Below are 11,725 nucleotides of genomic sequence, written 5' to 3' on the forward strand. Positions count from 1 at the left end.
GATCTCCGGCCTAGGATCGAACGCACCCCCTGGATCGTGAGCAAGGATGCCGATGTCCCGAGATCGCCTCGCGCCCGCGAGCGAGCCCACCCGGCGCCTCGCGCCGCTGTCCGGTCGCGTGTGGTTCACGGTGGTCCTGCTGGGCCTCGTCGGGCAGCTCGCGTGGACCGTCGAGAACATGTACCTCAACGTGTTCGTCTACGACACGATCTCGACCGATCCGACCGTCATCGCGATCCTCGTGGCGGCCTCGGCGATCGCCGCGACCCTCGCCACGATGCTCGTGGGGGCCTGGTCGGACCGTGCGCGCACGCGTCGCCCGTTCATCGCGGTCGGCTACATTCTGTGGGGTCTCACGACGGCGACGTTCGGGTTCGTCCAGCCGACGGCGGGCACGGATGCCGCGCTCGCGGTCGGCACGGCGGTCGTCGCCATCGTGGCCCTGGACTGCCTCATGTCGGTGTTCGGATCGGGAGCCAACGACGCCGCTTTCAACGCGTGGGTGACCGAGTCGACCGAGCCGGGTAATCGCGGACGTGTCGACGGCGTGCTCGCGATCATGCCGCTGCTGGCGATGCTCCTCGTCTTCGGTGCGCTCGACGGGCTGACGCAGGCGGGCGAGTGGCGCCTGTTCTTCGCGATCGTGGGCCTCGCGACGGCGGCCGTGGGGGTGCTCGCCTGGTTCCTCGTGCGCGATCCGGTCCACATCGCGCCCAGCGCCGACGGATATCTCTCGTCGGTCGTCTACGGCTTGCGCCCCTCGTCGGTGCGGGCGAACCCGCGACTGTATCTGCTGCTGCTCGCGTACGCGATCGTCGGCACGAGCACGCAGGTGTTCGTGCCGTACCTGATCATCTACATCCAGCGGTACCTGCGCATCGACGGCTACGCGATCGTGCTCGGCAGCGTCCTGATCGTCGCCTCGATCGCGAGCGTCCTGGGCGGGCGCGTCATCGACCGGATCGGCAAGGTCCGCGCGATCCTGCCCGCGACGGCGATCCTCGTCGCGGGTCTGATCGGAATGGCGTTCGCGCGCGACATGGTGGGCGTCATCGTCGTGGGTGCGGTGATGATGAGCGGCTTCATGCTGTCGGTCGCCGCCATCGCCGCGAGCGTGCGCGATGCGACGCCCCTCGACCGGGTCGGCGTCGTGCAGGGGCTTCGCATGATCGCCGCCGTGCTGGTGCCGATGGTCGTCGGTCCCTTCATCGGCGCCGCCGTCATCATCGGTGCGAACGAGACCTACACGGATCTGGGCGTCGTCAAGCAGGTGCCCACGCCCTGGATCTTCCCGGCGGCCGCCGTCGTCGCGGTGCTCGTCATCGTCCCCGTGCTGCTGCTGCGACGCGTCCGCAGTGCGGTCGACGAGGTCGGCGCATGAGCCTGCGCACACCGTGGGCGGACGCCCTCGATCCCGACGCGCCGCTGCCCGAGTATCCGCGGCCGCAGCTCGTGCGAGGCGACTGGCGCAGCCTCAACGGGCGCTGGCAGTACGCGGTCACGCCCTTCGCGGCATCCGATCCCCTGGCCGTCGCCGACCCGGCCGACCCGCCCTCGGCGTGGCAGGGCGAGATCGTCGTGCCGTTCTCTCCCGAGACCGAGCTGTCCGGCGTGGGGCGCGTCCTCGGCGCCGACGAGACGCTCTGGTATCGGCGGAGCTTCGCGCCGCCGCGCACCCTCGCCGAGGGGGAGCGGGTGATCCTGCACTTCGGCGCGGTCGACCAGTCGTGTCGTGTCGCGGTCGACGGTGTCGAGGTGGGCGCCCACACGGGCGGATACCTGCCGTTCGCGATCGATGTGACCGACGATCTCGCGCACACGGGCGAGCACGAGATCGTCGTCGCGGTGCGTGATGTGACGGATGCCGCCTGGCTTTCCCGTGGCAAGCAGTCCACGCGGCCGGGCGGAATCTGGTACGCGCCGCAGTCCGGGATCTGGCAGACCGTGTGGGTCGAGATCGTGCCGCGCATCGCCGTCGACGCGCTCGTCCTGACGCCCGATCTCGCCGCGGGCGAGGTCGTGGTGATGGTCGGCAGCGCGCACGCGCGGGCCGAGGATCGAGCCACCGTCGAGATCAGGGCGGCGGACGAGCTCGTGGCGACGGCATCCGTCCCGATCGGCGAGCCGACGCGGGTTGCTCTCACGGAAAGCGTCCGAGCGTGGAGCCCGGAGGACCCCTTCCTCTACGACGTGCGCGTCGTTCTCGGCGACGATCGCGTCGACTCCTATGTCGGCATGCGCTCGTTCGGCGTCGGAACGGACGCCTCCGGCCGGTGGCGCCTGCTGCTCAACGGCGAGCCGTACCTGCCCGTCGGGCTGCTCGATCAGGGCTACTGGCCCGACGGCGGATACACCGCTCCCGCCGATGCCGCGCTCGAGTACGACATCCGGCTGGCCAAGGGCATGGGCTTCACGATGCTCCGCAAGCACATCAAGATCGAGCCGCTGCGCTGGTACCACCACTGCGACCGCCTCGGCATGCTCGTGTGGCAGGACGCCGTCAACGGCGGCACGCGCTACAACCCGCTCGTCATCACGGCGCCCGTCTTCGGCGCCCCCGCGCTCGACGACCGCCGGTACGCGAGGTTCGGGCGAGCGGATGCCGCGGGTCGGGTCCAGTACGAGACCGAGCTGCACGACATGATCGAGCATCTGCGCAGCGTGCCGTCCATCGCGCTGTGGGTGCCGTTCAACGAGGGCTGGGGACAGTTCGACGGCGCGCGGATCGCGGACGACGTGCGGCGCCTGGATCCGACGCGTCCGATCGATCACGCGAGCGGATGGCACGATCAGGGGGCCGGCGACGTGCGGAGCCTGCACGTGTACTTCCGTCCCGTGCGGGCACCCCGTCGTGCGGATGCGCGGGTGCTCGCCGTCACCGAGTACGGCGGCTACAGCCTCGCCGTCCCCGGGCACACGGCGAGCGATCGCGTGTTCGGATACCGCCGCTACCGGTCGCGCGAGCGTCTCGTCGCCGCGCTCGAGCGGCTGCACGTGCGCGAGATCGAACCCGCGATCGCCCGAGGTCTCGCGGCGACCGTGTATACGCAGCTGTCCGACGTCGAGGACGAGGTCAACGGACTGGTGACCTACGACCGGCGGTTCGTGAAGGTGCCCGAACAGGCCATGCGGCGCATCAACGACGGGCTGCGCGCCGCAGCCCGATCCCACGAGGTGGAGAAGCCATGAACCCCACGCCCCTGCCCGAGCTGATCGAGCGCGTGCCGCTTACGCTGCCGAACGGGCGCCTGAACCGCGCGGCCGTCGGGTGGGCGCGCCAGCCGGTCGTGGACACCGCCGGGATCGGCTCGGGGTTCTGGGGTCGCAACAAGCGGTGGGAGTACTGGGGCATCACGACCCCGACGCATCTGCTCGCCCTCACGGTGTCGTCGATCGATTACGCCGCCGTGCACGAGGTGTGGGTCTTCGACCGCGCGACCGAGCGGCAGTGGCGTCACGGGGCGACGGTGCTGCCGGCTCGCGGGTTCACTCTGCCGCCGTCGCTCGGCGAGGGGTCGGCGCAGGCGCGCGCCAAGGGCCTCGAGATCGACATCGATCCCGCGGAAGCCGGGGGCACACGGCTGCGTGCCCGCATCGCCGATGCCTCGTTCGACGTCGTCGCCGAACTGCCCGACGGGCACGAGCGACTCGCGGTCGTCGTGCCGTGGAGCGACACCCGATTCCAGTACACCGTCAAGGACGTCGCCCGCCCCGCGTCGGGCACCGTCACGATCGAGGGCGTCTCGTACGATGTGCCCGCGGGGGAGTCGTGGGCCGTGCTCGACCATGGCCGGGGGCGGTGGCCGTACGACATCCGGTGGAACTGGGGTGCCGGGTCGGGCATCTCGCACGGCCGGGTCATCGGCATCCAGGTCGGGGCGAAGTGGACAGACGGTACGGGGTCCACCGAGAACGCCGTGGTCATCGACGGGCGCCTCCACAAGATCCACGACGAGCTCGTGTGGGACTACGACATCGCCGATTGGCGACGACCGTGGCGGGTCGTCGGCGGCGGGCTCGCAGCATCCTTCACTCCGTTCCACAACAAGGAGACGCGCACGAATCTCGGCGTCGTCGCGAGCGCGACGGATCAGTGCTTCGGGCACTGGGACGGAACCTTCCAAACGCAGGACGGTGTCTCGATCCCGTTCGCCGGTGTGCTCGGGTGGGCCGAGGAGGTGCACAACCGCTGGTGAGCGCGGTGCCTTGACCCGTACCCTGCCCGGAACGATAATCGCGCCGTGGCGAATGTCGTGGTCGCAGAAGCGGTACTCGTGCGGGATCTTCGCGTGCGGCGCGGCGGATCCGAGATCTTCGCAGGCCTGGATGTGACGATCCCGCGCGGCCAGATCACGGGCCTGCTCGGCCCGTCGGGATGCGGCAAGACAACGCTCATGCGCTCGATCGTCGGCGTGCAGAAGGTCACGGGTGGCATCGTCACCGTCCTGGGGGAGCGAGCAGGGTCGCAGCAGCTGCGCGGTCGGGTCGCGTACGACACGCAAGCGGCCTCGGTGTACGGCGACCTCACGGTGCAGCAGAACCTGCGCTATTTCGCCCGGCTGGTCGAGGCTTCGCGCGGCGATGTCGACCGCGTGCTCGCGCAGGTCGGGCTGACCGGACAGCGGTATCAGAGAGTCGGATCGCTCAGCGGCGGTCAGGAGAACCGGGTGTCGCTCGCCGTCGCGATGCTGGGCGCGCCCGAGCTCATCGTGCTCGACGAGCCGACCGTGGGGCTGGATCCTGTGCTGCGCGCCGAGCTCTGGGAGCTGTTCCGCGACCTCGCCGACGACGGCGTGACGCTCGTCGTGTCGAGTCACGTCATGGATGAGGCGCTGCGGTGCGACCGGCTCCTGCTCATGCGCGAGGGGCGGATCATCGCCGACACGACGCCCGAGGGGCTTCTGCGCGACACTGGGGCGCCGGATCCGGATGCCGCGTTCCTCGCGCTGGTCGAGCGCGGTGGGGCGCGTCCGGGGGATGCGGCGGCGCATGACGGCGCGGCATCCGCTCCTCCCCTCACCCGGCGACGGGCCCGCTCACGCCGTGCCGGTGGGGGCCGTGCGTGATCGGCGCGCGGACGCTCGCGACGGCGGGCCGGGTGCTCACGCAGCTGATCCACGACCCGCGCTCGATCGCGCTCATGCTCGTCGCGCCGAGTCTGCTGGTCGGACTGTTCGCGTGGCTGTTCAGCGAGCAGGAGGGAGTCTTCGATCAGTTCGGCGGGGCGATCCTGGCGTTGTTCCCGTTCATCGTGATGTTCCTCGTCACCTCCATCACGACGCTCCGCGAGCGGCGCTCGGGCACCCTGGAGCGGCTCATGACGACGCCGCTCGGCAAGGCCGATTTCATTGCGGGCTACGCGCTGGCCTTCGGGCTCATGGCGATGCTGCAGGCGGTCGTGACGGTCGTGTTCGCCGTCGGAGTGTGCGGCCTGAGTGTTGATGGTCCGCTGTGGCAGCTCGGCCTCGTGGCGATCGTCGACGCGGTCCTCGGCAGTGCGCTCGGGCTGCTCGCGAGCGCGTTCGCACACACCGAGTTCCAGGCGGTGCAGTTCATGCCGCTGCTGGTGTTCCCGCAGATTCTTCTCGGCGGTCTGTTCATGCCGCGCGAGGACATGCCCGATGTCCTGCACGCGATCTCGGACTGGTTGCCGCTCAGCTATGCGATCGACACGATCGACGCCGTCATGGCGGGGGAACAGGGGTGGGACGTCTTCGGTCCGCTGCTCATCGTCGGTGCGTTCGCGCTCGGTGCCCTGGTGCTCGCGTCGGTGACACTGCGGCGGCGCACGCCGTAGACCTCAGGAGCGCGGACGTCCGGATGCCCGAAGCTTGGTCGTGATGTCGCGCAGCTGAACCAGTTCGTCGTCGCTGAGCACCGACATGCGCTCGGCGATCGACGATCCGTGGGCGGTCGCGATGCGGCGGAACGCCGCGACGCCGTCGTCGGTCGCCCGCACGAGCGAGCCGCGGCCGTCTTCGGGATCCGGCGCTTTCGTTAGGAGTCCCCGCGCGACCATGCGGTCGACGAGGCGCGACACGCTTGGCTGGCTGATGAGCATGTTGGCCGTGACATCTCGCAGCCGCGCGGTGCGGTCCTTGGCGCGCGTCACCGTGAGGAGCACGTCGTACTCGGCCTGCACGAGGCCGGCGTCTTCGAAGTCGCCGCTGATCTCTGCGAAGATCTCGTGCTGTGCGCGGAAGAGGCTTTCCCAGGCGGCGATGGCGAGACGGCGATCTGTCATGGCGTCAAGGGTACGACCTGGCCGCGCACATAGGCTGTTCTGCATGACGCGCGCCGTCGGCACCCCCTCGCATCGGACCCGTCTCATCGTGTTCGCGATGATGGCGATTCTGCTGGCCACCTTCGCCCCGGCGACGGCCTCGGCGGCCGCGGACGTCGAAGACTTCACGTTCGAGAGCCTCGAGGTCGATTACGTCCTGTCACGCGCCGACGATGGCACGAGCCGTCTGCATGTGACCGAGACCTACGTCGCGGTGTTCCCCGAACACGATCAGAATCGCGGCATGCGTCGCACGATTCCCGACGAGTATCTCGGGAGTCCCCTGCGACCGCGTCTGATCTCGATCACCGACGGGGACGGCGCTGCGCGCGCCGAGGAGACCTCATCGGATGACGGATGGTTCTCGATGACTTCGCGCGCCCGCGACTACGTGCACGGTCGGCAGACCTACGTCTTCGCCTATGAGCTCGAGAACGTCACGCGGTTCTTCGCGGACACGCGCGCGGACGAGTTCTACTGGAACGTCAACGGCACGATGTGGGCCCAGCCGTTCGGGCGGGTCACGGCACGCCTGACCCTCGATCCTGCGCTCGCCGGTGCCGCGACGGGGGCGGCGTCGTGCTACGTCGGACGCCAGGGCTCGAGCGACACGTGCCGAATCGAGACGGATGCCGCCGCGGGCGGGATCGTCGCAACGGCGGGACCCCTGGATCCCCGCGAGACCATGACGATAGCGGTCGCGTTTGACGAGGGAACCTTCTCGGCGTTCGACGCCTCGTATCTCGCGTCGCCGTGGGGCTGGCTGCAGGGCATCGCAGGGCTCGGAGTGGTCGGCGCGCTGGTCGGTGCGGGAGTCGTGCGGGGTCGGCGACTGCGTGATGACCCGGGCCGGCCGACCATCATCGCCGAGTACACACCGCCGCCCGGCATCGATGCGCTCGAGAGCGCCGTGCTTCTGCACCGCACGTCGAAGGCGATTCCGGCCGAAGTGCTGGAACAGGCCGTCGTGGGCAGCATCCGGATCGTCGAGGGAGAATCGCGGCGGTTCACGGGGCGCGCCCCGCTCACCGCCGAACTCGTGGACCCGTCGCGCGCCGACGGCGACGGGCTCATGCTGCTGCACGGGCTCTTTCCCGACGGAAAGCCCGGCGACACGTTCGAGTTCGGGCGCTCCGACACGAGGTTCTCGACGGCGGCGCAGGGCATCATCGCTGCCGCGACGAAGCAGCTCACGGCCCGCGGACTGTGGCGACGGGTGTCGCCGTCGCGGTACTTCGCCGTGCTCGGTGCGATCGCGGCCACCGTGCTGGTGTTCGCTTTCGGCTTCGTCGCGCTCGACGGCGGCGTCGACGGTGCCGTGCCGATCACGCTCATGGTGGCGTCGGGCCTTGCTGTCCTGGTCACGGTCGTGCTCGTCTCGCGTAAGCCGCTCACGTCGGCGGGAGCCGAGGCGCGCGATCATCTTCGCGGGCTGCAGCAGTTCATCGAGTGGGCCGAAGCCGACCGGATCCGGATGCTGCAGTCGCCCGCCGGTGCCGAGCGCGTCGCCGTCGACACGCAGGATCCCCGTCAGATGCTGAAGCTGTACGAGACTCTGCTGCCGTACGCCGTCGTGTTCGGCCAGGAGAAGGAGTGGGCGCAGCAGCTCGCCGTGCTCTACGGCGACGGGCACTCGCCCGGCTGGTACGCCGGGACGAGCGGATTCAACGCGGCTTCCTTCTCGGCCGGCATCTCGACCCTCTCGGCGAGCACCGCGTCGTCGTCGTCGACCTCTGGGGGTTCGAGCGGCGGTGGCTCTGCCGGTGGGGGCGGCGGAGGAGGCGGCGGCGGGGGCGTGTGACGCGCTCATCCCGCCCGCTTTCGTCGTCGTCGTTCGAACTCGACGGCGGCCGAGCGCCGCACGGGTCGCCACAGCTGGAGCGGATCGATATGGCGGGGTGCCTTGACCTCGGGGATGCCGTCGACCATCCGCACCCGCCACCCGCTCGTCTCCAGGGTGCGATGGTGGTGCCAGCAGAGCAGGACCCCGAAGTCGACGTGGGTCGGACCACCTCGTGAGTGCTCGATGGTGTGATGCACTTCGCACCAGACGGCGGGGACGTGGCATCCGGGAATGATGCAGTTGCCGTCTCGCACGGTGATCGCGCGGCGCTGATGACCCGTGAACACACGCTGCGGTGATCCCAGCTCGATGATGCGGCCATCGTCGGAGAGGACGACGCGTTGGGTGCCGTGGGAGCACGCGATACGTCGGGCGACGGCGGCGGGAAGGTGCTGATCGGTGCCGTCGACGAACGCGACGCCATTCTCGGCTTCGAGCTCGGCGGCTGAGATCGTGACGAGCAGTGCCGGCGCCGCGCCGCCGATCGACGGGCTCTCGGCCGACCGTGCGGCGACCCCGAGGATCGCCGCGAGCGCATCGTGCTGCTTCTGCGCACGGGTGCGCGTATCGATTTCGGCGAACTCGTCGGGCTCGTGAGACTCGACGAATCGAGGACCCCCAACGAACTCGGTCGCCGTGCTCCCGATCGACTCGGTCGCCGTGCCCCCGGTCGTTGTGTCTTTGGCCGCTGTGCCCTCGGTCGTTGTGTGTTCGGTCGCTGCGCCCGCGACGCGGGGTGACATGTTCACATCGAACAAGCGCTGCAGTTGCGCGGCGACGTCGGGCAGCAGACCGCCGGTGACGGGGATGAGGCCGTCGCGCACGCGCCCGAGCGTGAAGCCGCGCCGGCGGGCGGCGCGTTCGTATTCGGGCAGCACTCCGTCGGGATCGAGGACGAGTGCCCAGACCTGCGCTTGGCAGCGGAGGGTGTCCGCATCGCACGAGGGCTCGCCGGCAGCACCGACCGCGGCGCCCACGAGCTCTTCTTCGGCGGCCGCGAGCTCGGTCGGGTGACACCGTGTCGAGATCGGGCCGAGTGTGGTCGTGATGGCGGTCACGCTGTCGATCCCGATCTTTCCCTCTTCGAGCGCCGTGCGGAGCCGGGGGAACGCGGCGGGGATGTGTTCACCCGTCAAGCTCATCGACGGCGCGATGGGACGCGACGCGCGCAACCGCGCACGAGCCGTCGCCGTCGACACGCCCGTGAGCCGCGTGAGTGCCTCGGTCGCGGAAGTGCAGCCGAGCGCGTGCACCAATCGGGTGCCATCGGGCGTCGTGCGCCGTTCCATCTCGGCGGCGCCGATCACGCGTGCCGCATCGACCCGGCGTCCGATCGATTCGACGAGACGAGTGAACACGAGGAATTGGTCGTTCGACATCGCGCGCTGGCCCGCCTCGGTCAGCGTGGGGGACAGCACTTCGGCGAGCGCCTGCGCGAGCCCGTCGAGGGTCTCGAGTGCGGCATCCACCTGTGTTGTCATACCCTCAATTGTGGTGAGGGGTTCCGACATCGGAGTCGGAAGAGACCAGATCAGCCCTGAAAACTGTGGATAACTCCCGACCTCGTCAATCGGTGGAGGAACGGATGCCGCAGGCCCCTCGAAGGGCACGAGTAAGGGCCGGTCGGAGAGGCTCCCGACCGGCCCTTGTCCCTTGCACCAAGAGTGTCCTGCAATCACATGTCGGCAGCTGCCACAGCAAACAACTGCCGCCATCACTCTATAACGACGAGGTAACGAAAGGGAAGGCCCGCCGTTATCTTTTCGTGATCGTCCGTGTCCATGTCGTGTCTCACTCCAGTTGTCCGATTTTCACGGACCTGTCGAGTCGTCTCATTCCAGTTGTCAGATTCTCACTCCAGTTGTCCGGTGCTCGGCGCGCCGCGTAGTGCTGCTCCGAGGCCCAGGGTTCTTCCCGGCATCGCGGGCAAGACAGATGAAGCCGCGCCGCGCAGCCGTGTCATCCGCGGGTGGCGGTCCGGGGCCGATACACTCGCGATTGGATGAGTCGCGTTGCGCTCCTCCGCTCGCGACTTCGGCGGGATCGGTGCTTGGGCCGCCGGTCAGGCAATTCTGAAAGGCGCAGGCTGGGATGAGTTGCGCGGCAAGATTCCGGCCGTGAACAACAAGGCGACCTATCGCCAGCAGTACGACTGCCACGTGCTCGGTGCTTACACGCCATGGACCGGGGGGAGTTCCTGGGACCTGGAAGGCTGGCGGTCAAGTAACCCGAACTGGCTGAACAACGTGGCGAACCACAAGTGCAACTGGTGATCTGATGACGCAAGCTAGAACGCGGAGAACGAATAGGCGCATGGTCATCGCGCTCGTTCTCGCGGTCGCGCTCGTCCTCACCGTTCTCGTTGGCTTGGGGGTGTGGGTTGTCAAACGAGACTCCCGCCAGGATCTCAGCATTGCCGAGATCCTGGCGTCAGCGTCTCAGAACGGCGGCTACGCTTCGGAAGCGCTTCAAGGCATACAGGACGAAACCGTCGAGCTCTGCGCAGAAGTCAACGGATGCATCGAAGGGTACGAGTCGCCGACCGTCCAGCTCCTACGATTCAGCTCCAAGGAGAGCGCGGCAGTATTTGCGTCCTCGTCATCTGACGTACATCAGTCTGACTGGATCGTCATCGTGTACGTCAATAATTCGTTGACTGATAAGGGGCGGACCGAACTGGAGACATTAGTCGACGAGATGTGGACATCGGGGTAGCGGCTACAGGACCGGGACCCGCCGTCAGACGCAAGAACGATTCTGGTTGGTGAGGCCCACGTTGATCACCGGAAATCCTTCTTGCTGACGCCAAGACCAACACCCACACAGCGCGTACCTCGCGTTGAGTTCCTACGGTTCCCGCGCCAATGCCTCGATCATCCCTCGGGAGACACGGGGCGTGTCTGGGTGGGGCGATTCAGCCGATTCATGGCACGTCCGGTGAGACACGCGGGCACCGAGTCTTGTAGACACACCGTGAAATACCCAGGTCAGCCCCTCCCAGGATCTGACAACTCTCGTGAGATCCGACAGTCCATCGTCAAAGTTGGGATTGCTGCACGAGTAGGTGACATCTGATCTGGCTTGCCCGAGGGGTGGGCCTGGAAGGATGTTGCTGTGCCCAAGCCCTACCCGAGTGAGTTCCGTGACGACGTGGTGCGCGTCGCTCGGAACCGCGAACCCGGAGTGACGATCGAGCAGATCGCGAAAGACTTCGGTGTCCACCCCATGACCTTGCAGAAGTGGTTGCGTCGCGCCGACATCGACGAGGGCGCCAGGCCCGGCCAGTCCCGGACCGAGGCGGCTGAGATCCGTGAGCTGCGCAAGCGGAACCGGCTGCTGGAGCAGGAGAACGAGGTGCTGCGGCGGGCGGCGGCGTATCTGTCTCAGGCGAACCTGCCGGGAAAAGGTTCTACCCGCTCGTGACGGAGCTCGCCGCCGCAGGGATCCCTGTGACGGTGACGTGTCGGGTGTTGAAGCTCTCCCGCCAGCCCTACTACCGATGGTTGGCGGCCCCCATCACGCCGAGTGAGGTCGTGGAGGCGTATCGGGCGAACGCGTTGTTCGACGCTCACAAGGATGACCCGGAGTTCGGGCACCGG

General features: G+C 68.3%; 11 protein-coding genes and 1 pseudogene. 10 read left to right on the plus strand and 2 right to left on the minus strand.

Annotation, left to right across the window (positions count from 1 at the left end; translation table 11 throughout):
- The first annotated feature begins 52 nt into the window (after positions 1-52).
- The 5 genes from ACWICD_RS09320 to ACWICD_RS09340 are packed head-to-tail and all read left to right on the plus strand — an operon-like array spanning position 53 to position 5,797.
- A complete protein-coding gene (locus ACWICD_RS09320; protein ID WP_454139999.1) occupies positions 53-1,381 on the plus strand; it encodes an MFS transporter in 1,329 nt (442 codons plus the stop codon).
- A complete protein-coding gene (locus tag ACWICD_RS09325; protein WP_454140000.1) occupies positions 1,378-3,189 on the plus strand; it encodes a glycoside hydrolase family 2 protein in 1,812 nt (603 codons plus the stop codon). The genes ACWICD_RS09320 and ACWICD_RS09325 overlap by 4 nt, the downstream gene beginning before the upstream one ends.
- Positions 3,186-4,196: a DUF2804 domain-containing protein gene (locus tag ACWICD_RS09330; protein ID WP_454140001.1), complete on the plus strand. Its 1,011-nt coding sequence runs from the start codon at positions 3,186-3,188 to the stop codon at positions 4,194-4,196. The genes ACWICD_RS09325 and ACWICD_RS09330 overlap by 4 nt, the downstream gene beginning before the upstream one ends.
- 45 nt (positions 4,197-4,241) lie before the next feature.
- Positions 4,242-5,066 (plus strand): ABC transporter ATP-binding protein, encoded by an 825-nt coding sequence (locus tag ACWICD_RS09335; protein ID WP_454140002.1) that lies wholly within the window; start codon positions 4,242-4,244, stop codon positions 5,064-5,066.
- Positions 5,063-5,797: an ABC transporter permease gene (locus tag ACWICD_RS09340; protein ID WP_454140003.1), complete on the plus strand. Its 735-nt coding sequence runs from the start codon at positions 5,063-5,065 to the stop codon at positions 5,795-5,797. The genes ACWICD_RS09335 and ACWICD_RS09340 overlap by 4 nt, the downstream gene beginning before the upstream one ends.
- A 3-nt stretch (positions 5,798-5,800) precedes the next feature.
- On the opposite strand, the gene ACWICD_RS09345 is transcribed toward ACWICD_RS09340, so the two are convergent.
- The gene (locus tag ACWICD_RS09345; RefSeq protein ID WP_376128443.1) at positions 5,801-6,244 is read right to left on the minus strand and encodes a MarR family winged helix-turn-helix transcriptional regulator; all 444 of its coding nucleotides are present in this window, start codon (positions 6,242-6,244) and stop codon (positions 5,801-5,803) included.
- A gap of 43 nt (positions 6,245-6,287) precedes the next feature.
- Between ACWICD_RS09345 and ACWICD_RS09350 the strand changes: the two genes are divergently transcribed.
- A complete protein-coding gene (locus ACWICD_RS09350; protein WP_376128441.1) occupies positions 6,288-8,084 on the plus strand; it encodes a DUF2207 domain-containing protein in 1,797 nt (598 codons plus the stop codon).
- Between the two features lie 5 nt (positions 8,085-8,089).
- Here the strand turns inward: ACWICD_RS09350 and ACWICD_RS09355 are convergent, their stop codons facing one another.
- On the minus strand, positions 8,090-9,607 hold the full coding sequence (locus ACWICD_RS09355) for a DUF222 domain-containing protein (RefSeq protein ID WP_454140004.1): 1,518 nt from the start codon (positions 9,605-9,607) through the stop codon (positions 8,090-8,092).
- 531 nt (positions 9,608-10,138) lie between these two features.
- Between ACWICD_RS09355 and ACWICD_RS09360 the strand changes: the two genes are divergently transcribed.
- From ACWICD_RS09360 to ACWICD_RS09375, 4 genes and pseudogenes are all read left to right on the plus strand, one after another.
- Positions 10,139-10,399, plus strand: a complete 261-nt coding sequence (locus ACWICD_RS09360; protein ID WP_376128437.1) for a DUF2599 domain-containing protein — start codon at positions 10,139-10,141, stop codon at positions 10,397-10,399.
- A gap of 40 nt (positions 10,400-10,439) precedes the next feature.
- Entirely contained in the window at positions 10,440-10,841 is a 402-nt protein-coding gene (locus ACWICD_RS09365) for a hypothetical protein (RefSeq protein WP_376128435.1), read from the plus strand.
- A 399-nt stretch (positions 10,842-11,240) separates the two neighbouring features.
- Positions 11,241-11,549: a transposase gene (locus ACWICD_RS09370; protein WP_454140005.1), complete on the plus strand. Its 309-nt coding sequence runs from the start codon at positions 11,241-11,243 to the stop codon at positions 11,547-11,549.
- Positions 11,546-11,725 (plus strand): annotated as a pseudogene (locus tag ACWICD_RS09375) (IS3 family transposase); the annotation flags it as partial. The gene ACWICD_RS09370 and the pseudogene ACWICD_RS09375, both read left to right, overlap by 4 nt.

This window comes from Microbacterium sp. NPDC055357, assembly GCF_053644835.1.

Excerpts from the sequence above, each read along its gene's own strand:
- ACWICD_RS09320 (WP_454139999.1), top strand. The coding sequence starts at position 53 with ATGTCCCGAGATCGCCTCGCGCCCGCGAGCGAGCCCACCCGGCGCCTC.
- ACWICD_RS09325 (WP_454140000.1), top strand. The coding sequence starts at position 1,378 with ATGAGCCTGCGCACACCGTGGGCGGACGCCCTCGATCCCGACGCGCCG.
- ACWICD_RS09330 (WP_454140001.1), top strand. The coding sequence starts at position 3,186 with ATGAACCCCACGCCCCTGCCCGAGCTGATCGAGCGCGTGCCGCTTACG.
- ACWICD_RS09345 (WP_376128443.1), bottom strand. The coding sequence starts at position 6,244 with ATGACAGATCGCCGTCTCGCCATCGCCGCCTGGGAAAGCCTCTTCCGC.
- ACWICD_RS09350 (WP_376128441.1), top strand. The coding sequence starts at position 6,288 with ATGACGCGCGCCGTCGGCACCCCCTCGCATCGGACCCGTCTCATCGTG.
- ACWICD_RS09355 (WP_454140004.1), bottom strand. The coding sequence starts at position 9,607 with ATGACAACACAGGTGGATGCCGCACTCGAGACCCTCGACGGGCTCGCG.
- ACWICD_RS09365 (WP_376128435.1), top strand. The coding sequence starts at position 10,440 with ATGGTCATCGCGCTCGTTCTCGCGGTCGCGCTCGTCCTCACCGTTCTC.